A 21,692-nucleotide genomic window follows, 5' to 3' on the forward strand; every position below is an offset into this window, starting at 1 on the left:
CTGGCCTGTAGCGTTCTATCCACAGATAATGGCCTGCATAGAAATAAACATAAAAACAAAGCTTTTAAATATTTTCCTTTTTAATTTCTGTTATCCCGTTCATCCACAGGCTGGTCAAAATTTGCGCAGACGGTTTCTTTAGAAGGCAGGAAGTCGCATACTTGTCCGCTTAATTTTTCTATTCGCGAAACAGGCACGAGGTGCGTGGTGGATTTCCCTTCCCGTTTTGAAGTGATCGTCATCGGCGGCGGCCATGCCGGTACCGAGGCTGCGCTTGCGTCTGCACGCATGGGTGTAAAAACCCTGTTGCTGACCCACAACGTGGAAACCCTCGGTCACATGAGCTGCAACCCAGCTATCGGTGGCATCGGCAAGAGCCATCTGGTCAAAGAGATCGATGCGCTCGGCGGCGCCATGGCGTTGGCCACCGACAAAAGCGGTATCCAGTTCCGTGTTCTGAACAACCGCAAAGGTCCAGCTGTACGGGCAACCCGTGCCCAGGCCGACCGCGCTATCTACAAGGCGGTGGTACGCGAGATTCTCGAGAACCAGCCCAACCTGTGGATTTTCCAGCAGTCCTGTGACGACCTGATCGTCGAGCAGGACCAGGTCAAGGGCGTGGTTACACAAATGGGTCTGCGCTTTTTCGCGGATTCGGTGGTGTTGACCAGTGGCACCTTCCTCGGCGGGCTTATCCACATCGGCATGCAGAACTACAGCGGTGGTCGCGCCGGTGACCCGCCTTCCAATGCCTTGGCCCAACGCATGCGTGAACTGCCGCTGCGTGTCGGTCGCCTGAAAACCGGTACACCGCCACGCATCGACGGCCGCTCGGTGGATTTCTCGGTAATGACCGAGCAGCCGGGTGATACACCGATTCCAGTGATGTCGTTCATGGGCAACGCGCAGATGCATCCGCGTCAGGTCAGCTGCTGGATTACCCATACCAACGCCCGCACCCACGAGATCATTGCCTCGAACCTGGATCGCTCGCCGATGTATTCGGGCGTGATCGAAGGCGTCGGCCCGCGTTACTGCCCGTCGATCGAAGACAAGATCCACCGCTTTGCCGACAAGGACAGCCACCAGGTATTCATCGAGCCGGAAGGCCTGACTACCCACGAGCTGTACCCCAACGGCATTTCCACTTCGTTGCCGTTCGACGTGCAACTGGAGCTGGTGCGCTCGATCCGTGGTATGGAAAACGCCCACATCGTGCGCCCCGGCTATGCCATCGAGTACGACTACTTCGACCCGCGTGATCTCAAGTACAGCCTCGAGACCAAGGTCATCGGCGGCTTGTTCTTCGCCGGTCAGATCAACGGCACCACCGGTTACGAAGAGGCCGGTGCACAAGGTTTGCTCGCCGGGACCAACGCTGCGCTGCGCGCGCAGGGCCGTGACAGCTGGTGCCCGCGGCGCGACGAGGCCTACCTCGGGGTGCTGGTCGATGACCTGATTACCCTCGGCACCCAGGAGCCGTACCGCATGTTCACTTCGCGTGCCGAGTACCGCCTGATCCTGCGCGAAGACAACGCCGACCTGCGCCTGACCGAGAAGGGCCGTGAGCTCGGCTTGATCGACGATCAGCGTTGGGCCGCGTTCTGCACCAAGCGCGAAGGCATCGAACGTGAAGAACAGCGCCTGAAATCCACCTGGGTGCGCCCTAATACTGCGCAAGGCCAAGCCATTGTGGATAAGTTCGGCACGCCGCTGAGCCACGAGTACAGCCTGCTCAACCTGCTGGCCCGCCCAGAGATCGACTATGTCGGCCTGATCGAGGCTACCGGGGGCGAAATCCTCGATGCACAGGTTGCCGAGCAGGTCGAAATAAAGACCAAGTACGCCGGCTACATTGACCGCCAGCAGGAAGAAATCGCCCGCCTGCGCGCCAGTGAAGACACCCAGCTGCCTGTGGATATCGACTACACGACGATTTCCGGGCTGTCCAAAGAGATCCAGAGCAAGCTTGGCCAGACCCGTCCAGAGACTCTCGGCCAGGCTTCGCGTATCCCCGGCGTCACGCCGGCGGCGATTTCGCTGTTGTTGATCCACCTGAAAAAACGCGGCGCTGGCCGCGAATTGGAGCAAAGCGCTTGAGTTCTTCGGTCACCCCGCAGCACGCAGAAGAGTTGTCCACAGGCGCGCGCCAGCTTGGCGTCGCCCTGAGCGAGCAGCAGCACCAGCAATTGCTGGGTTATCTGGCCCTGTTGATAAAATGGAACAAGGCCTACAACCTCACCGCAGTGCGCGATCCTGATGAAATGGTTTCGCGGCATTTGCTCGACAGCCTCAGCGTGATGCCGTTTATCCACAGCGACGCGCAAAGCTGGCTCGATGTTGGCAGCGGTGGTGGCATGCCCGGTATCCCGTTGGCGATTCTGCATCCGCACAAGCAAGTGACCCTGCTCGACAGCAACGGCAAGAAAACCCGCTTCCTGACCCAGGTGAAGCTGGAGCTCAAGCTCGACAACCTGCAGGTTATCCACAGCCGGGTCGAGGAGTATCAACCGGCGCAGCCGTTTGCCGGGATCATCTCCCGAGCGTTCAGCAGCATGGAGAACTTCACCGGCTGGACGCGCCACCTCGGTGACACGCAGACGCACTGGCTTGCAATGAAAGGGCTGCATCCTGCCGACGAACTGGTAGCATTGCCCGCAGACTTCACAGTCGAAAGCGAGCAGGCCCTGACCGTTCCGGGTTGTCAGGGCCAGCGTCATCTGCTGATACTGCGCCGCAAGGCATGACTGGGAACACACGCAACAATGGCTAAGGTATTCGCAATTGCGAACCAGAAGGGTGGTGTGGGTAAAACCACCACCTGCATCAATCTCGCCGCATCGCTGGCTGCGACCAAGCGTCGTGTGCTGCTGATCGACCTCGATCCGCAGGGCAACGCGACCATGGGCAGCGGGGTCGACAAGCATGAGCTCGAGCATTCGGTCTATGACCTGCTGATTGGCGAATGCGACCTGGCCCAGGCGATGCACTACTCCGAGCACGGTGGCTATCAGCTGCTGCCGGCCAACCGCGACCTGACCGCCGCGGAAGTCGTCCTGCTGGAAATGCAGGTCAAGGAGAGCCGCCTGCTCAATGCGCTGGCGCCGATCCGCGACAACTACGATTTCATCCTGATCGACTGCCCGCCGTCGTTGTCGATGCTGACGCTCAATGCGCTGGTAGCCTCCGATGGCGTGATCATCCCGATGCAGTGCGAGTACTACGCATTGGAAGGTCTCAGCGACCTTGTGGATAACATCAAGCGCATCGCCGCCAAGCTGAACCCGCAGCTGAGGATCGAGGGTCTGCTACGGACGATGTTCGATCCGCGCCTGAGCCTGAACAATGACGTCTCGGCGCAGCTCAAGCAGCACTTCGGCGACCAGCTCTACGACACCGTGATCCCGCGCAACATTCGCCTGGCCGAAGCGCCAAGCTTCGGCATGCCGGCGCTGGCCTACGACAAGCAATCGCGTGGCGCGCAGGCTTATCTGGCCCTGGCCGGCGAGCTGGTCCGCCGCCAACGTCGGCCATCACGCACTGCACAAACAACTTAAGGAATCCGCATGGCCGTTAAGAAACGAGGTCTCGGACGTGGGTTGGATGCACTGCTCAGTGGTCCTTCCGTCAGCTCGCTCGAGGAGCAGGCTGTCAAGATCGACCAGAAAGAACTGCAACACCTGCCGGTCGAGCTGATCCAGCGTGGCAAGTACCAGCCACGCCGTGACATGGACCCGGAGGCGCTGGAAGAGCTGGCCGCCTCGATCCGTATCCAGGGCGTGATGCAGCCGATCGTGGTCCGTCCGATCGCTGATGACCGCTTCGAGATCATCGCCGGTGAACGCCGCTGGCGGGCGACTCAGCTGGCTGGCCTCGACACCATCCCGGCGATGGTCCGCGATGTGCCCGATGAAACCGCCATTGCCATGGCACTGATCGAGAACATCCAGCGTGAAGACCTCAACCCGCTGGAAGAGGCGATCGCCCTGCAACGGCTGCAGCAGGAGTTTGAACTGACTCAGCAGCAGGTTGCCGATGCGGTCGGCAAGTCGCGGGTGACCGTGGCCAACCTGCTGCGCCTGATCTCGTTGCCGGAGGCGATCAAGACCATGCTCGCTCATGGTGATCTGGAGATGGGCCACGCGCGTGCTTTGCTCGGTCTTGAAGAGAATCGGCAGGAAGAGGGGGCGCGTCATGTTGTCGCACGTGGCCTGACCGTGCGCCAAACCGAGGCACTGGTACGCCAGTGGTTGAGCGGTAAACCTGATCCGGTAGAACCGAACAAACCTGATCCGGACATCGCTCGCCTTGAACAGCGTCTGGCAGAGCGGCTGGGCTCCGCAGTGCAGATTCGCCATGGCAACAAGGGCAAAGGCCAGCTGGTAATCCGTTATAACTCGCTAGATGAGTTGCAGGGTGTGCTTGCTCACATCCGCTGAAACAATTTCTGTTGTAGCGCGTAGTCGGAAATCACTACCCAAGAGTTGAATAGGGGTTAAACCACCCCTATACTCTGCGCGCATTTTGTCGGCACAAATTATGCCAAGTCGATGCTGACTTGAGGGTCGGCATTCGAGGAGTAGTGGTGATGGAAACCCGCACGCCAAACCGCTTGCCTTTCCATCGCTGGGCGGTTTTTCCGGTGCTGCTGACGCAATGTGTCATTGTCCTGCTGGCAACTTTGGTGTTGTGGCAGTGGAAGGGTGCAGTCAGTGGATATTCAGGCCTCTGTGGAGGACTGATTGCCTGGTTGCCCAATGTGTATTTTGCCTGGAAGGCTTTTCGCTTTAGCGGAGCCCGGGCAGCGCAGGCCATCGTCAAGTCGTTCTACGCAGGCGAGGCAGGCAAATTGATTTTGACGGCAGTGCTGTTTGCACTGACCTTCGCAGGAGTGAAGCCATTGGCGCCGTTAGCAGTCTTCGGCGTCTTCATGCTGACCCAACTGGTCAGCTGGTTCGCGCCCCTGCTAATGAATAAAAGACTTTCGAGACCTAAGGGCGTTTGAGGCAACCATGGCAGCAGAAACCGCTTCGGGCTATATCCAGCACCACTTGCAGAACCTGACCTACGGTCAACTACCAGACGGCAGCTGGGGCTTGGCCCATTCGGCTGCTGAAGCCAAGGCTATGGGTTTCTGGGCATTCCACCTGGACACCCTGGGCTGGTCGGTTGCACTGGGTCTGATCTTCCTGTTCATCTTCCGCATGGCAGCCAAGAAGGCCACTTCCGGCCAGCCTGGCGGTCTGCAGAACTTCGTCGAAGTGATGGTCGATTTCGTTCACGGCAGCGTGAAGGACTCGTTCCACGGTCGTAGCCCGGTGATTGCACCGCTGGCGCTGACTATCTTCGTCTGGGTGTTCCTGATGAACGCCATCGACCTGGTACCGGTTGACTGGATCCCGCAACTGGCGATCCTGATCTCGGGCGACCCGCACATCCCGTTCCGCGCTGTGTCGACTACCGACCCTAACGCTACTCTGGGCATGGCCCTGAGCGTGTTCGCGCTGATCATCTTCTACAGCATCAAGGTCAAGGGCATCGGCGGCTTCATCGGCGAACTGACCCTGCATCCGTTCGGCAGCAAGAACGTCTTCGTTCAGGCGCTGCTGATCCCGGTCAACTTCCTGCTGGAATTCGTTACCCTGATCGCCAAGCCGATCTCGCTGGCCCTGCGACTGTTCGGCAACATGTATGCCGGCGAGCTGGTGTTCATTCTGATCGCGGTGATGTTCGGCAGCGGCCTGCTCTGGCTCAGCGGCCTGGGCGTGGTGCTGCAATGGGCGTGGGCTGTGTTCCACATCCTGATCATCACACTGCAAGCATTCATCTTCATGATGCTGACCATCGTCTACCTGTCGATGGCGCACGAAGATAACCATTAAGACCGCCTGGCGTGTCTGATAGCCTTCCCCGCCTGGCTGGGGGGAGGGCTGAAAAAGTCCGCAAGGGCAGCTGTACCAAACGATTCGTTTTACCGCTTCAAACTAAAAAACCTAACCAATACGACGTAAAAGTCGGGAGGAAAGATGGAAACTGTAGTTGGTCTTACCGCTATTGCTGTTGCTCTGCTGATCGGTCTGGGCGCACTGGGCACCGCCATTGGTTTCGGCCTGCTGGGCGGCAAGTTCCTCGAAGGTGCTGCTCGTCAGCCTGAGATGGTTCCAATGCTGCAGGTCAAAATGTTCATCGTTGCCGGTCTGCTCGACGCCGTAACCATGATCGGTGTTGGTATTGCTCTGTTCTTCACCTTCGCAAACCCGTTCGTTGGTCAACTCGCTGGCTAATCATCTCGTCCTACGAGTTGATGGCTGGTGATGAACAAAGACCGAGCGAGGTGTTGGCGTGAACATTAATGCAACCCTGATTGGCCAATCCGTTGCCTTCTTGATTTTTGTTGTTTTCTGCATGAAGTACGTTTGGCCTCCGGTCATCGCTGCTCTGCAAGAACGTCAAAAGAAGATTGCCGATGGTTTGGACGCTGCCAACCGCGCAGCTCGCGACCTGGAGCTGGCCCAAGAGAAAGCGGGTCAGCAACTGCGTGAAGCTAAAGCACAGGCAGCTGAAATCATTGAGCAGGCCAAGAAACGCGCTGCTCAGCTTGTCGAGGAAGCCCGTGACCAGGCCCGCGTCGAAGCTGACCGTGTGAAGGCTCAGGCTCAGGCCGAGATCGAACAGGAACTGAACAGCGTCAAAGACGCCCTGCGTGCCCAAGTGGGTGCCCTGGCTGTTGGCGGTGCTGAGAAGATCCTTGGGGCCACAATCGATCAAAACGCGCATGCGGAGCTGGTTAACAAACTGGCCGCTGAAATTTAAGCGAGGGCGATCATGGCAGAACTGACCACGTTGGCCCGACCTTACGCTAAGGCTGCCTTTGAGCATGCCCAGGCCCATCAGCAACTGGCCAATTGGTCAGCCATGCTCGGCCTGGCTGCTGCTGTGTCGCAAGACGACACCATGCAGCGCCTGCTCAAGGCCCCGCGACTGACGAGCGCACAAAAGGCCGCCACGTTCATTGACGTGTGCGGTGACAAGTTTGATGCACAGGCACAGAATTTCATTCATGTTGCCGCGGAAAATGGCCGTCTCCTGCTCCTGCCGGAAATTGCCGACCTGTTCGAGCTGTACAAGGCCGAACTGGAAAAATCCGTGGACGTGGAAGTCACCAGTGCTTTTGCGTTGAACCAAGAACAGCAAGACAAACTCGCCAAGGTTCTCAGTGCACGGCTCGGCCAGGAAGTTCGCCTGCACGCGTCAGAGGATGCCAGCCTGATCGGCGGCGTCCTCATCCGCGCCGGCGACCTGGTAATCGATGGCTCTGTTCGCGGCAAAATCGCGAAACTGGCCGAAGCATTGAAATCTTGAGTTTGAAGGGGCAGCAGAGCAATGCAGCAACTCAATCCTTCCGAAATAAGTGAAATCATCAAGGGCCGCATCGATAACCTCGATGTAGCCTCTCAAGCCCGCAACGAAGGTACCGTCGTCAGCGTTTCTGACGGTATCGTGCGGATTCACGGTCTGGCCGACGTTATGTACGGCGAAATGATCGAGTTTCCGGGTGGCGTGTACGGCATGGCCCTGAACCTGGAGCAAGACTCCGTAGGTGCAGTGGTCCTGGGTGCCTATGACACCCTCGCCGAAGGCATGAGCGCCAAGTGCACCGGCCGCATCCTCGAAGTTCCGGTTGGTAAGGAACTGCTGGGTCGCGTTGTCGACGCACTGGGCAACCCAATTGATGGCAAGGGCCCGCTGGGCAACACCGAGACCGATGCGGTCGAGAAAGTTGCTCCAGGCGTAATCTGGCGTAAGTCGGTAGACCAGCCTGTACAGACTGGCTACAAATCCGTCGACGCCATGATCCCTGTCGGCCGTGGCCAGCGTGAGCTGATCATCGGTGACCGTCAGATCGGTAAAACTGCAATGGCCATCGACGCCATCATCAACCAGAAAGACTCCGGTATTTTCTGTGTTTATGTTGCTGTCGGCCAGAAGCGTTCGACCGTTGCCAACATCGTTCGCAAGCTGGAAGAAAACGGCGCCCTGGCCAACACCATCGTGGTGGTTGCCAGTGCTTCGGAATCCGCCGCACTGCAGTTCCTGGCACCTTATGCCGGCTGCACCATGGGCGAGTTCTTCCGTGACCGCGGCGAAGACGCACTGATCGTCTACGATGACCTGTCCAAGCAGGCTGTTGCCTACCGTCAGATCTCCCTGTTGCTGCGCCGTCCACCAGGTCGCGAAGCATACCCAGGCGACGTGTTCTATCTCCACTCCCGTCTGCTGGAGCGTGCATCGCGCGTTTCCGAAGAGTACGTAGAGAAGTTCACCAACGGCGCAGTGACCGGCAAAACCGGCTCCCTGACCGCGCTGCCGATCATCGAAACCCAGGCTGGCGACGTTTCCGCGTTCGTTCCGACCAACGTGATCTCGATCACCGACGGTCAGATCTTCCTGGAATCGGCCATGTTCAACTCGGGCATCCGCCCTGCAGTGAACGCCGGTGTTTCGGTATCCCGCGTAGGTGGTGCCGCTCAGACCAAGATCATCAAGAAGCTCTCCGGTGGCATCCGTACCGCCCTGGCTCAGTACCGTGAACTGGCTGCATTCGCCCAGTTCGCATCTGACCTGGACGAAGCCACCCGCAAGCAGCTCGAGCACGGTCAACGTGTAACCGAGCTGATGAAGCAGAAGCAATACGCTCCAATGTCCATCGCGGACATGGCGCTGTCGCTGTATGCCGCTGAGCGTGGGTTCCTGACCGACGTTGAAATCGCCAAGGTTGGCAGCTTCGAACAAGCGCTGATCGCCTACTTCAACCGTGATCACGCCGATTTGATGGCCAAGATCAACGTGAAGGGTGACTTCAACGACGAAATCGATTCGGGCATCAAAGCCGGTATCGAGAAGTTCAAGGCCACCCAAACCTGGTAAGCCGCGGCGGGGGCTTCGGCCCCCGCTTGCTAACCTGATAGGTGATACATGGCAGGCGCAAAAGAGATTCGCAGTAAGATTGCGAGCATCAAAAGCACGCAAAAGATTACCAGCGCCATGGAAAAAGTGGCGGTCAGCAAAATGCGCAGGGCTCAAATGCGCATGGCTGCTAGCCGTCCCTATGCGGAGCGTATCCGCCAGGTGATCGGTCATCTGGCCAACGCCAACCCGGAATACCGCCACCCGTTCATGATCGAACGTGCCGTAAAGCGCGTCGGTTATATCGTGGTGAGCAGTGACCGTGGTCTGTGCGGTGGCTTGAATACCAACCTGTTCAAGGCCCTGGTCAAGGACATGAACGCCAATCGCGAGCAGGGTGTTGAAATCGACCTGTGCGTGATCGGTAGCAAGGGTGCGACTTTCTTCCGCATCTTTGGCGGCAACGTGGTAGCTGCAATCAGCCATCTGGGCGAAGAACCGTCGATCAATGATCTGATCGGTTCCGTCAAGGTCATGCTGGACGCCTACCTGGATGGCCGTATCGACCGCCTTTCGGTGGTATCGAACAAGTTCATCAATACCATGACGCAAAGTCCGACGGTCGAGCAGTTGGTACCGTTGGTGGCAACCCCGGATCAAGAACTCAAGCACCACTGGGACTACCTCTACGAACCCGATGCCAAAGAGCTGCTGGACGGCTTGATGGTGCGTTACGTGGAGTCGCAGGTCTACCAGGCGGTGGTCGAGAACAACGCGGCCGAACAGGCTGCCCGGATGATCGCCATGAAAAACGCCACAGACAACGCCGGTGACCTGATCAGCGACCTCCAGCTGATCTACAACAAGGCGCGTCAGGCTGCGATCACCCAGGAGATCTCGGAAATCGTCGGCGGCGCTGCCGCGGTTTAACGGTTCAAAAATTCAGAGGATCCAGCTATGAGTAGCGGACGTATCGTTCAGATCATCGGCGCCGTCATCGACGTGGAATTCCCACGTGACGGCGTACCGAGTGTTTACAACGCGCTGAAAGTTCAAGGCGCGGAAACCACCCTGGAAGTTCAGCAGCAGCTGGGCGACGGCGTGGTTCGTACTATTGCGATGGGCTCGACCGAAGGCTTGAAGCGCGGTCTGGCTGTAGTCGACAGCGGCGCTGCCATCTCTGTCCCGGTCGGTAAAGCGACTCTGGGCCGGATCATGGACGTGCTCGGCAACCCGATCGACGAAGCTGGCCCGATCGGCGAAGAAGAGCGTTGGGGTATTCACCGCGACGCACCTTCCTTCGCTGACCAGGCAGGCGGCAACGACCTGCTCGAAACCGGCATCAAGGTTATCGACCTGGTTTGCCCGTTCGCCAAGGGTGGTAAGGTTGGTCTGTTCGGTGGTGCCGGTGTCGGCAAGACCGTAAACATGATGGAACTGATCCGTAACATCGCCATCGAGCACAGCGGTTATTCCGTGTTCGCCGGTGTGGGTGAGCGTACTCGTGAGGGTAACGACTTCTACCACGAGATGAAGGACTCCAACGTTCTCGACAAAGTAGCCTTGGTCTACGGTCAGATGAACGAGCCACCAGGCAACCGTCTGCGCGTAGCGCTGACCGGCCTGACCATGGCCGAGAAGTTCCGTGACGAAGGTAACGACGTTCTGCTGTTCGTCGACAACATCTATCGTTACACCTTGGCCGGTACTGAAGTATCCGCACTGCTGGGCCGTATGCCTTCGGCAGTAGGTTACCAGCCGACCCTGGCTGAAGAGATGGGCGTACTGCAAGAGCGCATCACTTCGACCAAGGAAGGTTCGATCACCTCGATCCAGGCCGTATACGTGCCTGCGGACGACTTGACCGACCCGTCGCCAGCGACCACCTTCGCCCACTTGGACGCCACCGTCGTTCTGTCCCGTGACATCGCCTCCCTGGGTATCTACCCAGCGGTCGATCCACTCGACTCGACTTCGCGCCAGCTGGATCCGAACGTGATCGGCAACGAGCACTACGATACCGCTCGCGGCGTTCAGTACGTGCTGCAGCGCTACAAAGAGCTGAAGGACATCATTGCGATTCTGGGTATGGACGAACTGTCCGAAACAGACAAGCAGCTGGTATCCCGCGCTCGTAAGATTCAGCGCTTCTTGTCCCAGCCGTTCTTCGTGGCCGAAGTCTTCACCGGTTCTCCAGGCAAATACGTTTCCCTGAAAGACACCATCGCAGGCTTCAGCGGCATCCTCAAAGGTGACTACGACCACCTGCCAGAACAAGCGTTCTACATGGTCGGCAGCATCGAAGAAGCTGTTGAGAAAGCCAAGAAACTGTAATCCCGGTGCCCCGCAAGGGGCGCCAATCAGGTTGAGGCAAGCAGATGGCTATGACAGTCCATTGCGATATCGTCAGCGCAGAAGGAGAGATTTTCTCCGGTCTGGTCGAGATGGTAGTTGCGCACGGTAACCTGGGTGATCTTGGTATCGCTCCGGGCCACGCGCCGCTGATCACCAATCTCAAGCCAGGCCCGATCACGCTGACCAAGCAGGGTGGCACCCAAGAGGTGTTCTACATCTCTGGTGGTTTCCTCGAGGTCCAGCCGAACATGGTCAAGGTGCTTGCCGATACCGTGCAACGTGCTGGCGACCTGGACGAAGCTCAGGCCCAAGCAGCCCTCAAGGCTGCCGAGAACGCCCTGAACAGCAAAAGCGCTGATTTCGACTACGGCGCTGCTGCCGCGCGTCTGGCCGAGGCCGCAGCTCAGCTGCGTACCGTCCAACAGATGCGCAAAGGGAAGTAATCGGCCCAGGCCGACGCTTCCGTTGCGATTGAGTAAAAGGGTAGCCTCGGCTACCCTTTTTCTTTTTCCGAAATTTCTCTTCGGTCACAGCGCTGACCGCCCCGGATTGGTAGCCAGTCAATGTCACTCGATATCGTTATTCTCGCCGCAGGCCAAGGCACCCGCATGCGTTCGGCACTGCCTAAAGTGCTGCACCCGGTTGCTGGCAATTCCATGCTCGGCCATGTTATCCACAGCGCGCGCGAGCTTAAGCCGCAAGGCATTCATGTGGTGATCGGCCACGGTGCCGAGCTGGTCCGTGAACGCCTGGCAGCAGACGACCTCAACTTCGTCCTGCAGGACAAGCAACTGGGCACCGGCCATGCCGTCGCTCAAGCCATCCCGGCGCTGACCGCTGACACCGTGCTGGTGCTGTACGGCGATGTGCCGCTGATTGAAGTGGAAACCCTGCAGCGCCTGCTGGCCCAGGTCAGCCCACAGCAATTGGGCCTGCTCACCGTCAACCTGGAAGACCCGACCGGCTATGGCCGCATCGTCCGCGATGCTCAGGGCCAGGTTGCCGCGATCGTCGAACACAAGGATGCCAGCGAGGCACAGAAGGCGATCACCGAGGGCAACACCGGAATCCTGGCGATGCCGGCTGCGCGCCTGAGCGACTGGATGAGTCGTTTGTCCAACAACAATGCCCAGGGCGAGTACTACCTCACCGACGTCATTGCCATGGCTGTGGCAGACGGCCTGGTGGTCGCTACCGAGCAGCCGCACGATGCCATGGAAGTGCAGGGCGCCAACGACCGCCGCCAGCTGTCCGAGCTCGAGCGTCATTACCAACTGCGCGAAGGTCGCCGCCTGATGGCGCTGGGCGTGACCCTGCGTGATCCGGCCCGCTTCGATGTGCGCGGCGAGGTGACGGTCGGCCGTGATGTACTGATCGACGTCAACGTGATTCTCGAAGGCAAGGTGGTGATCGAGGATGACGTGCAGATCGGCCCCAACTGTGTGATCAAGAACAGCACCTTGCGCAAGGGTGCTGTGGTCAAGGCCAACAGCCATATCGAAGGTGCGGTGCTGGGCGAGGGCAGCGATGCTGGCCCGTTTGCGCGCCTGCGCCCGGGCAGCGTGCTGGATGCCAAAGCGCATGTGGGTAACTTTGTCGAGCTGAAGAACGCTCATCTGGGCGAGGGTGCCAAAGTCGGTCACCTGACCTACCTGGGCGATGCTGAGGTCGGTGCACGCACCAATATTGGCGCCGGCACCATCACCTGCAACTACGATGGCGCCAACAAATTCAAGACAGTGCTGGGCGCGGACGTCTTTATCGGTTCGAACAACTCGCTGGTCGCGCCTGTGGATATCCTGGACGGCGCCACTACTGCGGCCGGTTCGACCATCAATCAAAACGTCGAGGCCGGTCAGCTGGCAGTCGCGCGTAGCCGTCAGCGCAATATCGACGGCTGGAAGCGCCCTGTGAAAATCACCAAGAACTGATTTATCCACAGCCGTTAATCAGAAAGCCGACTTATGTGAGTAAGTCGGCTTTCTTATTTCAGCAGGTGACATCCGTTTCAAAAGTTACCCACAGGCGCATGAGCGCTTGACGAAGACGCCGAGTTAGGTTTTGATTGGGCTACTTATCTTTCGGATCGAAACTTAATCTGTCATGTCGAAACGAAACACCCCCCAGCGCCGTCATAACATCCTTGCCCTGCTCAGCGAGCAAGGCGAGGTGAGTGTGGATAACCTGGCCAAGCGTTTCGAAACCTCCGAGGTGACCATTCGCAAGGATCTGGCTGCGCTCGAGAGCAATGGCCTGCTGCTGCGTCGCTACGGCGGCGCGGTACCGGTACCGCAGGAGCTGCTGGCCGAAACTGTGCAACCCGTATCCCTGTACAAGCAGGCCATCGCTCGCGCCGCCGTGGAGCGGATCCGCGAGCACGCCCGGATCATCATCGACAGCGGCAGTACCACCGCCGCCATGATCCCCGAGCTGGGCCGCCAGCCCGGCCTGGTGTTGATGACCAACTCGCTCAACGTAGCCCGCGCCATCAGTGACCTTGAACACGAGCCGGTGCTGTTGATGACCGGAGGCACCTGGGACCCGCATTCGGAGTCGTTCCAGGGCCAGGTCGCCGAGCAGGTACTGCGCTCGTACGATTTCGACCAGTTGTTCATCGGCGCCGATGGAATCGACCTGCAGCGTGGCACCACCACCTTCAACGAGCTGCTCGGTTTGAGCCGCGTGATGGCCGAAGTTGCCCGCGAAGTGATCGTGATGGTCGAGTCGGACAAGGTCGGACGCAAGATCCCTAACCTGGAGCTGCCGTGGAGCAGCATCAGTACCCTTATTACAGACGAGCGCCTGCCCATGGCGGCGCGCGAAGCATTCAAAGCCCGCGGCATTAACCTGATCTGCGCCGCGATCAGCCAGGAGCAATAATATGTGTGGAATCGTTGGTGCCGTTGCTGAACGTAATATCACGACCATTCTGATCGAAGGCCTCAAGCGCCTCGAGTACCGTGGCTACGACAGCGCTGGCTTGGCTGTGCTGACCGAGAACGGCGCGCTGCAACGCCGCCGCCGCATCGGCAAGGTCAGCGAGCTGGATGCCGCCGTCGCCGCCGAGCCCCTTGCCGGCAAGCTGGGCATTGCCCACACCCGCTGGGCCACCCACGGCGCGCCGACCGAGCAGAATGCCCACCCGCATTTCTCCAGCGATGAACTGGCGGTGGTGCACAACGGCATCATCGAAAACCACGAAGAGCTGCGCGAAGAGCTCAAAAGCCTGGGTTACGTATTTGCCTCGCAGACCGACACCGAAGTCATCGTCCACCTGATTCATCACACCCTCAAAAGCACACCAGACCTGGCCGATGCCCTCAAGGCGGCGGTCAAGCGCCTGCATGGTGCCTACGGCCTGGCGCTGATCAGCATCAAGCAGCCGGACCGCCTGGTCGCCGCACGCAGCGGCAGCCCGCTGGTGATCGGCCTCGGCCACGGCGAAAACTTCCTCGCCTCCGACCAGTTGGCCCTGCGCCAGGTCACCGACCGCTTCATGTACCTGGAGGAGGGCGACATCGCCGAAATCCGCCGCGACCAGATCACCATCTGGGACCAGGCCGGCGCACAGGTGCAACGCGAAACCGTGCAGTACCACGAAGGCGCTGAAGCAGCCGACAAAGGCACTTATCGCCACTTCATGCTCAAGGAAATCCACGAGCAGCCAGCGGTGGTGCAGCGCACTCTCGAAGGCCGCCTGGGCGGTGACCATGTGCTGGTGCAAGCCTTCGGTCCACAAGCTGCCGAGCTGTTCGCCAAAGTACGCAATGTGCAGATCGTTGCCTGCGGCACCAGCTACCACGCCGGTATGGTCGCCCGTTACTGGCTGGAAAGCCTGGCCGGCATCCCTTGCCAGGTCGAAGTCGCCAGCGAGTTCCGCTACCGCAAGGTCGTAGTGCAGCCAGACACCCTGTTCGTGTCGATTTCCCAGTCGGGCGAAACTGCCGACACCTTGGCCGCCCTGCGCAACGCCAAGGAGCTCGGCTTCCTTGGCAGCCTGGCCATCTGCAACGTCGGCATCAGCTCGCTGGTGCGCGAGTCCGACCTGACCTTGCTGACCCTGGCTGGCCCGGAAATCGGCGTTGCCTCGACCAAGGCCTTCACCACCCAGCTGGTCTCGCTGATGCTGCTCACCCTGGCCCTCGGCCGCGTACGTGGCACCCTCGAAGCCGGTGTAGAAGCAGAGCTGGTCGAAGAGCTGCGCCGCCTGCCGACTCGCCTGGGCGAAGCGCTGGCGATGGACGGCGTGGTCGAGAAGATCGCCGAGCTGTTCGCCGACAAGCACCACACCCTGTTCCTCGGCCGCGGCGCGCAGTACCCGGTAGCCATGGAAGGTGCGCTCAAGCTCAAGGAAATCTCCTACATCCACGCTGAAGCCTACCCAGCTGGCGAGCTCAAGCACGGCCCGCTGGCGCTGGTAGACGCCGACATGCCGGTAGTCACCGTCGCGCCGAACAACGAACTGCTGGAGAAGCTCAAGTCTAACCTGCAGGAAGTCCGCGCCCGCGGTGGTGAGCTGGTGGTGTTTGCCGATGAGCACGCCGGCATGAGCAATGCAGAAGGCATTCACGTGATCAACGTGCCGCACATCGCCGACGCGCTGGCGCCGATTCTCTACACCATCCCGCTGCAGTTACTGTCGTACTACGTGGCGGTGTTGAAGGGGACTGATGTCGACCAGCCGCGGAACTTGGCTAAGTCGGTTACGGTGGAGTGATGTGAAGCTGGGAGGGCGGTTGGTTGGCCATGCAATATGGCTGACGCGAGATAAACGCCCTCCCGGATACACCACTCGGCCGCGATCCAGAGTAGATCTGTACGCCGCCAGCGGATAGTTAGTGGGAACACAACCGGGGCAACAAGGCTGCTCCGGTTGCGATTGGCTCGCAGCCTGATCCCTTGCCTTCATCGCTACAACCGCGGGCATGTTGCCGCCAACACCGATATCACCGCCATCCTCAGCCCCTAACTGTGATATGCCGGCTACTTGGCTTTCCCCAGCGCTCACTCATCTATTCGAAAATTCAGCAGTTGCTGCTTGAATGTGGAGAACGATCGTTCTACATTTAATCCATGGGCAGACCAACGATAGATCATCGAGACCAGATCCTCGCAACCGCCGAGAAACTCATTTACCAGAACGGTATTCATGCCACAGGCATGGATCTACTGGTGAAGACCTCTGGCGTGTCCCGCAAGGGCATCTACAACCATTTCGCTACCAAGGATGAGGTGGCCGCTGCGGCGCTGAGTGCGCGCGATGTGCGATGGATGCAATGGTTTAGAACAGAGTGCGACAAAGCGTCTACGCCGTATGACCGTGTGCTTACTATGTTCTCTGTTTTGAAGGGCTGGTTCGAATCCGAGGGTTTTTGTGGCTGTGCCTTCATCAATACAGCAGGCGAGGTTGGGAATCCCGATGATCCCATCCGCCAGCTCGCAAAGCTGCACAAGCAAAAGCTCCTGGACTACACGCTTGAACTGACCGAGCAATTGAACACCGAGCAACCGTTGGTGTTAGCCAGGCAGTTACTGGTGTTGATGGAAGGCGCAATCACCATGGCGCGAGTTATGGGTGATTATCACGCTGCTGATGATGCAAAGGACGTTGCGCGGATGTTGCTGAAAGAGTTCACGCCCTAACGCTTGAGCTGCAGAGAAACAACTCAAACTTATCTATCCTGCTCGACTGGAGTCACGACCATGTCCAATGCCCAAACTCGTCCGCCACTTCCTCCTTTCACTCGCGAAACAGCGATTGAAAAAGTTCGACTGGCTGAAGACGGTTGGAACAGCCGGGATGCCGAGAAAGTCTCGCTCGCCTACACGCTGGATACCAAATGGCGTAACCGTGTTGAATTTGCCGCCAATCGCGAAGAAGCCAAAGGCTTTCTCACCCGCAAGTGGAAAAAAGAACTCGATTATCGCCTGATCAAGGAGCTCTGGGCCTTTACCGATAATCGCATCGCCGTTCGCTACGCGTATGAGTGGCATGATGACTCAGGTAACTGGTTCCGCTCCTACGGTAACGAGAACTGGGAGTTCGAATCGGATGGCCTGATGCATCGTCGTTTCGCCAGCATTAACGACATGCCTATCAAGGAAAGCGAGCGCAAGTTCCACTGGCCACTGGGCCGCCGCCCGGATGATCACCCAGGCCTGACCGAGCTTGGCCTGTAAAGCATCTAAACTTCCCGGCGTTGCAGCCGGAATTCCTTCGGCGTCAGCCCGGTAGCCCGCTTGAAGAAGCGCGAAAAGTAAGCCTGTTCGGCAAAGCCCAGACTGTCGGCCACCTGGCCGATGGTCATTGAGGTGTAGACCAGGTTGCGCTTGGCCTCGAGGATTACCCGCTGGTTGACCAGTTGCAGCGCAGACTGGCCGGCAAGTTGCCGACACAGCGCATTGAGGTGGGCAGTGCTGACGCCGATCTGCCGGGCGTAGTCATCAATCTGCTGGTGTTCACGGAAGTGCTTTTCTATCAGCTGCGCCAGATGATCAAGGTGCTGCATCCCGCGCTCACGGGGTTTCGCGATGTGCTGAGCACGCTCGCGAGCACGCCGTGAGATCCATACCAGCAGGGCACACAGCAGCGACTGCAACATCAAGTCGCGCTCCGGTCGGCGCAATACGTATTCCTCGGTCAACTGGGCGAACAACTGCTCCAGGTAGGCTCGGTCTTCGCCAGCCAGGTAGCAGTGTGCCTCAGCCATTGGCTTGCCTTCGAGCAGCGGCGCAAAGCGGTCGAGTACCGGCTTGGCCAGGCTGATCACATAGCCTTGGATGTCCTCGGAAAAGCGAAACCCGTGAATGCTCATCACCGGAACGATCTGTAAGGCACCACCGCTCACTTGCTGTTCGACATCTTCGACCAGGACTCGGGCCTGCCCAGCCTGCACGTAGAGCAATTGCGCCAGATCGCCGTGGCGGTGGGTCTTGATTTCCCAGTCATGCAGACGACTGCGCTCAGGAATCGACTCGCAGTGGATCAGATCTGGCGTCGGCCAGGACGTCTCGCCGTAGAGCTTGAACACCGGGATACCATTCACGTTCGCCATTGCCGATATCCGCAGATCCTCGAAAAGTCCTAAAAATAAAGCAGAAAGTGCCTTCTTATGGAACCTCTATCTGCGAAAAATACAGAACGACTAATCGTAACCCTGAGCCCCGGCTCATGAGGATAAGAACAATGAAGACTCAAATTGCCATTATCGGGGCGGGTCCGTCTGGACTGCTGCTCGGCCAACTGCTGCAAAACGCCGGTATCGACAACGTGATCATCGAGCGCCAGAGCCCTGACTATGTCCTCGGCCGGATCCGCGCCGGCGTGCTTGAGCAAGGTATGGTTGATCTGCTGCGCGAGGCGGGTGTTTGTGCACGGATGGATCAGGAAGGGCTGGTGCACGATGGTTTCGAGCTGGCCTTCAATGGTCGTGTCGAGCACATCAACCTGCGCGAACTGACTGGCGGCAAGACCGTGATGATCTATGGCCAGACCGAGGTCACCCGCGATCTCATGCAGGCTCGCCGGCACAGTGGTGCGCCTACCTACTACGACGCCAGCGATGTGCAACTGCACGAGTTGAAGGGCGACAAGCCTTACGTCACGTTCATCCAGGACGGTAACCAGGTGCGCATCGACTGCGACCTGATCGCCGGCTGCGATGGCTATCACGGCGTTTCCCGCAAATCGATCCCGGACGGCGTGCTCAAGGAATTTGAGCGGGTGTATCCGTTCGGTTGGCTGGGCGTTCTGGCCGATACGCCGCCGGTCAACGAAGAACTGATATACGCCAGCCACGAGCGCGGCTTTGCCCTGTGCAGCATGCGCTCGCCCACGCGCACTCGTTACTACGTGCAGGTCGCCAGCGATGAAAAGGTCGAGGACTGGTCGGATCAGCGCTTCTGGGACGAACTCAAGAGCCGTTTGCCCGAAGCCGTTGCCGCCAAGCTGATTACAGGCCCCTCCATCGAGAAAAGCATCGCGCCGCTGCGCAGCTTCGTGGTCGAGCCAATGCAGTATGGCCACCTGTTCCTGGTCGGGGATGCCGCCCACATCGTCCCGCCTACCGGCGCCAAGGGCTTGAACCTGGCCGCCAGCGACGTCAGCACCCTTTACCGAATCCTGCTCAAGTACTACCACGAAGGCCGCCAGGACCTGCTCGAGCGTTACTCGCAGATCTGCCTGCGCCGAGTCTGGAAGGCCGAACGCTTCTCTTGGTGGATGACCTCGGTGTTGCATCAATTCCCCGGCACCGACGCCTTCAGCCAACGCATGCAGCAGACCGAACTGGAATACTTCGTGAGCTCGGAAGCCGGGCGTAAAACGATTGCGGAGAACTATGTTGGCTTGCCGTACGAGGCGGTGGAGTGAATGATGGGCGCCACTCCTATACCCTCGGCAATCCAGCCAGCCATTGCAGCGGAACCCTGACATGCACGGGATGACCCCAGAAGTATTAGCCGATCTTGCTCCCGAAGGAACGCTGCGAGTTGCGATCAACTACGGCAATCCGGTCCTCGCCCAGCAGGGCGCTGATGGCACACCCTTGGGCGTGTCCGTTGCCTTGGCCAAAGCGCTGGCCGCTGAACTCGGTGTCGAATTGCAGATAACCGGCTTCGACGCCGCCGGCAAGGTGTTTGCGGCGTTGGACCAAGACCTGTGGCGTGTCGCGTTCCTGGCGATCGAGCCGGTGCGGGCCGCTCAGATCGATTTCACCGAGCCCTATGTGCTCATCGAAGGTACTTATCTAGTCAAGCGTGATTCAGCCTGGCAGCACGTGGACGAGCTCGATCAGGCTCAAACCCGTATCGCTGTGAGCAAGGGCGCGGCCTATGATCTGTATCTGTCCCGTACCCTGCAGCATGCGCAGTTGGAGCGTGCAGACACGTCCCCTGCCGCCGTGGATCTGTTCATCGCCAATGGGCTGGATGCCGCGGCAGGGGTGCGTCAGCCGCTGGAGCAGTTTGCCTTGGGTAACCCTGAGTACCGGGTAATGGACGGCGCGTTTACCGCTATTCGCCAGGCCATGGCAGTGCCACGCGGCAGGGATGCCGGCGCTGCATACGTTCGCGGGTTCATCGAGCGATGCCTGGCGCAAGGCTTTGTTCGTGGGGCGTTGTTGGCGAGCGGTCAGGCCGACGTCAGCGCGCCTCGCTGACCCTGGCCGACCAGCGTCAGCTCCCTGGCTGAGTAGCTGTACTACCCTGTTGCGAAGACGTCCGAACTTCACACGGGGGACTCTTCATGCAAGCGCAACTTCCACCCGCACTGCAGCAGCTGCATTTACCCTTGCGTCTCAAGCTTTGGGATGGCAATCAGTTCGATCTGGGGCCTAGCCCTCAGGTCACCATCCTGATCAAGGAACCGCAACTGATCAGCCAGCTCAGCCACCCCAGCATGGGTGAGCTGGGCACTGCGTTCGTTGAAGGCAAGCTGGAGTTGGAAGGCGACATCGGCGAGGCGATCCGGGTCTGCGATGAGCTCAGCGATGCCTTGCTGGTGGGGCAGCAGGACACCGCACCGGTACGCTCCGCGCACGACAAGCACACCGATGCGCAGGCCATCTCCTACCACTACGATGTGTCTAATGAGTTCTACCAGCTGTGGCTGGACCAGGACATGGCCTACTCGTGCGCCTACTTCAAGGAGCCGGACAACACCCTCGATCAGGCCCAGCAAGACAAGTTCGACCACCTGTGTCGCAAGCTACGCCTGCAGCAGGACGACTACCTGCTGGACGTCGGCTGTGGCTGGGGCGGGCTGGCGCGCTTCGCTGCGCGTGAGTATGGCGCCAAGGTGTTCGGCATCACCTTGAGCAAGGAGCAGCTCAGGCTGGCGCGCCAGCGGGTCAAGGAGGAGGGGCTGACCAAGCGGGTCGATCTGCAGATCCTCGACTATCGCGATCTGCCGCAGGACGGACGCTTCGACAAGGTGGTCAGTGTCGGTATGTTCGAGCATGTCGGCCATGCCAACCTCGACCTGTATTGCCAGACGTTGTTCGGCGCCGTGCGTGAGGGTGGGGTGGTGATGAATCATGGCATCACGGCGCGGCATGTGGATGGCCGACCGGTGGGCAGAGGGGCGGGCGCGTTCATCGACCGTTACGTGTTCCCCAATGGCGAGCTGCCGCACCTGTCAATGATCAGTAGCAGCATCTGCACCGCCGGGCTCGAGGTGGTGGATGTCGAGAGCCTGCGCTTGCATTACGCGAGGACCCTGCATCAGTGGAGTGAAAACCTCGAGCACCAGCTGCACCGGGCAGCGGCGATAGTGCCGGCCAAGACTCTGCGTATCTGGCGGCTGTATCTGGCGGGGTGTGCCTATGCTTTCAGCAAGGGCTGGATCAACCTGCACCAGATCCTCGCGGTCAAACCCTATGCCGATGGCCACCACGATCTGCCATGGACGCGCGAAGATCTGTATCGCTGAG

The 21,692-nt window shown here is 59.3% G+C and carries 22 protein-coding genes; 21 read left to right on the forward strand and 1 reads right to left on the reverse strand.

The window, feature by feature from the left end:
* Window positions 1-207 precede the first annotated feature (207 nt).
* The 18 genes from mnmG to IDM28_RS22855 all read left to right on the forward strand — a co-directional run bounded on the left by mnmG (window position 208) and on the right by IDM28_RS22855 (window position 17,442).
* Window positions 208-2,100 carry a tRNA uridine-5-carboxymethylaminomethyl(34) synthesis enzyme MnmG gene (gene mnmG, locus IDM28_RS22770; RefSeq protein ID WP_101322788.1) on the forward strand — a complete coding sequence of 631 codons (1,893 nt, stop codon included), beginning with the start codon at window positions 208-210 and terminating at the stop codon, window positions 2,098-2,100.
* Window positions 2,097-2,747, forward strand: a complete 651-nt coding sequence (rsmG, locus tag IDM28_RS22775) for a 16S rRNA (guanine(527)-N(7))-methyltransferase RsmG (protein WP_150572356.1) — start codon at window positions 2,097-2,099, stop codon at window positions 2,745-2,747. Before mnmG ends, rsmG begins: the two co-directional genes overlap by 4 nt.
* Before the next feature lie 18 nt (window positions 2,748-2,765).
* Window positions 2,766-3,557, forward strand: a complete 792-nt coding sequence (locus tag IDM28_RS22780) for a ParA family protein (protein ID WP_101322790.1) — start codon at window positions 2,766-2,768, stop codon at window positions 3,555-3,557.
* A gap of 9 nt (window positions 3,558-3,566) precedes the next feature.
* On the forward strand, window positions 3,567-4,439 hold the full coding sequence (locus IDM28_RS22785) for a ParB/RepB/Spo0J family partition protein (RefSeq protein ID WP_101322791.1): 873 nt from the start codon (window positions 3,567-3,569) through the stop codon (window positions 4,437-4,439).
* 149 nt (window positions 4,440-4,588) lie between these two features.
* Window positions 4,589-5,005 (forward strand): F0F1 ATP synthase subunit I, encoded by a 417-nt coding sequence (locus IDM28_RS22790; RefSeq protein WP_188036922.1) that lies wholly within the window; start codon window positions 4,589-4,591, stop codon window positions 5,003-5,005.
* A gap of 7 nt (window positions 5,006-5,012) precedes the next feature.
* Complete coding sequence (atpB, locus tag IDM28_RS22795; RefSeq protein ID WP_101322793.1) at window positions 5,013-5,882, forward strand: F0F1 ATP synthase subunit A; 870 nt, start codon at window positions 5,013-5,015, stop codon at window positions 5,880-5,882.
* Between the two features lie 144 nt (window positions 5,883-6,026).
* The gene (atpE, locus tag IDM28_RS22800) at window positions 6,027-6,284 is read left to right on the forward strand and encodes a F0F1 ATP synthase subunit C (RefSeq protein WP_002555987.1); all 258 of its coding nucleotides are present in this window, start codon (window positions 6,027-6,029) and stop codon (window positions 6,282-6,284) included.
* A gap of 58 nt (window positions 6,285-6,342) precedes the next feature.
* A complete protein-coding gene (locus IDM28_RS22805; RefSeq protein WP_101322794.1) occupies window positions 6,343-6,813 on the forward strand; it encodes a F0F1 ATP synthase subunit B in 471 nt (156 codons plus the stop codon).
* Between the two features lie 12 nt (window positions 6,814-6,825).
* Window positions 6,826-7,362 (forward strand): F0F1 ATP synthase subunit delta, encoded by a 537-nt coding sequence (locus IDM28_RS22810; protein ID WP_101322795.1) that lies wholly within the window; start codon window positions 6,826-6,828, stop codon window positions 7,360-7,362.
* A gap of 21 nt (window positions 7,363-7,383) precedes the next feature.
* Window positions 7,384-8,928 (forward strand): F0F1 ATP synthase subunit alpha, encoded by a 1,545-nt coding sequence (gene atpA / locus IDM28_RS22815; protein ID WP_101322796.1) that lies wholly within the window; start codon window positions 7,384-7,386, stop codon window positions 8,926-8,928.
* Window positions 8,929-8,976: 48 nt separating this feature from the next.
* A complete protein-coding gene (atpG, locus tag IDM28_RS22820; protein WP_101322797.1) occupies window positions 8,977-9,837 on the forward strand; it encodes a F0F1 ATP synthase subunit gamma in 861 nt (286 codons plus the stop codon).
* Between the two features lie 27 nt (window positions 9,838-9,864).
* Window positions 9,865-11,241, forward strand: a complete 1,377-nt coding sequence (atpD, locus tag IDM28_RS22825) for a F0F1 ATP synthase subunit beta (RefSeq protein ID WP_101322798.1) — start codon at window positions 9,865-9,867, stop codon at window positions 11,239-11,241.
* Between the two features lie 44 nt (window positions 11,242-11,285).
* Window positions 11,286-11,705 carry a F0F1 ATP synthase subunit epsilon gene (locus tag IDM28_RS22830; RefSeq protein WP_101322799.1) on the forward strand — a complete coding sequence of 140 codons (420 nt, stop codon included), beginning with the start codon at window positions 11,286-11,288 and terminating at the stop codon, window positions 11,703-11,705.
* Between the two features lie 120 nt (window positions 11,706-11,825).
* Window positions 11,826-13,193, forward strand: a complete 1,368-nt coding sequence (glmU, locus tag IDM28_RS22835) for a bifunctional UDP-N-acetylglucosamine diphosphorylase/glucosamine-1-phosphate N-acetyltransferase GlmU (RefSeq protein WP_188036923.1) — start codon at window positions 11,826-11,828, stop codon at window positions 13,191-13,193.
* 172 nt (window positions 13,194-13,365) lie between these two features.
* Window positions 13,366-14,142 carry a DeoR/GlpR family DNA-binding transcription regulator gene (locus IDM28_RS22840; protein ID WP_188036924.1) on the forward strand — a complete coding sequence of 259 codons (777 nt, stop codon included), beginning with the start codon at window positions 13,366-13,368 and terminating at the stop codon, window positions 14,140-14,142.
* Between the two features lies 1 nt (window position 14,143).
* Window positions 14,144-15,979, forward strand: coding sequence for a glutamine--fructose-6-phosphate transaminase (isomerizing) (glmS, locus tag IDM28_RS22845; RefSeq protein WP_181088479.1), 1,836 nt, complete (start codon window positions 14,144-14,146; stop codon window positions 15,977-15,979).
* A 356-nt stretch (window positions 15,980-16,335) separates the two neighbouring features.
* Window positions 16,336-16,905 (forward strand): TetR/AcrR family transcriptional regulator, encoded by a 570-nt coding sequence (locus IDM28_RS22850; RefSeq protein WP_188036925.1) that lies wholly within the window; start codon window positions 16,336-16,338, stop codon window positions 16,903-16,905.
* Between the two features lie 60 nt (window positions 16,906-16,965).
* On the forward strand, window positions 16,966-17,442 hold the full coding sequence (locus tag IDM28_RS22855; RefSeq protein WP_150570327.1) for a DUF1348 family protein: 477 nt from the start codon (window positions 16,966-16,968) through the stop codon (window positions 17,440-17,442).
* A gap of 5 nt (window positions 17,443-17,447) precedes the next feature.
* On the opposite strand, the gene IDM28_RS22860 is transcribed toward IDM28_RS22855, so the two are convergent.
* Window positions 17,448-18,317, reverse strand: coding sequence for a helix-turn-helix domain-containing protein (locus IDM28_RS22860; RefSeq protein ID WP_101322805.1), 870 nt, complete (start codon window positions 18,315-18,317; stop codon window positions 17,448-17,450).
* A 131-nt stretch (window positions 18,318-18,448) separates the two neighbouring features.
* Between IDM28_RS22860 and pobA the strand changes: the two genes are divergently transcribed.
* The 3 genes from pobA to cfaB all read left to right on the forward strand — a co-directional run bounded on the left by pobA (window position 18,449) and on the right by cfaB (window position 21,691).
* Window positions 18,449-19,633: a 4-hydroxybenzoate 3-monooxygenase gene (gene pobA / locus IDM28_RS22865; RefSeq protein WP_188036926.1), complete on the forward strand. Its 1,185-nt coding sequence runs from the start codon at window positions 18,449-18,451 to the stop codon at window positions 19,631-19,633.
* A 61-nt stretch (window positions 19,634-19,694) separates the two neighbouring features.
* Window positions 19,695-20,420, forward strand: coding sequence for a transporter substrate-binding domain-containing protein (locus IDM28_RS22870; protein WP_150570330.1), 726 nt, complete (start codon window positions 19,695-19,697; stop codon window positions 20,418-20,420).
* 86 nt (window positions 20,421-20,506) lie between these two features.
* Window positions 20,507-21,691 (forward strand): C17 cyclopropane fatty acid synthase CfaB, encoded by a 1,185-nt coding sequence (gene cfaB, locus IDM28_RS22875; protein ID WP_188036927.1) that lies wholly within the window; start codon window positions 20,507-20,509, stop codon window positions 21,689-21,691.
* Window position 21,692: the final 1 nt, after the last annotated feature.

Source organism: Pseudomonas sp. EZ-C24 (genome assembly GCF_014525325.1).
Taxonomy (GTDB): domain Bacteria; phylum Pseudomonadota; class Gammaproteobacteria; order Pseudomonadales; family Pseudomonadaceae; genus Aquipseudomonas; species Aquipseudomonas shirazensis.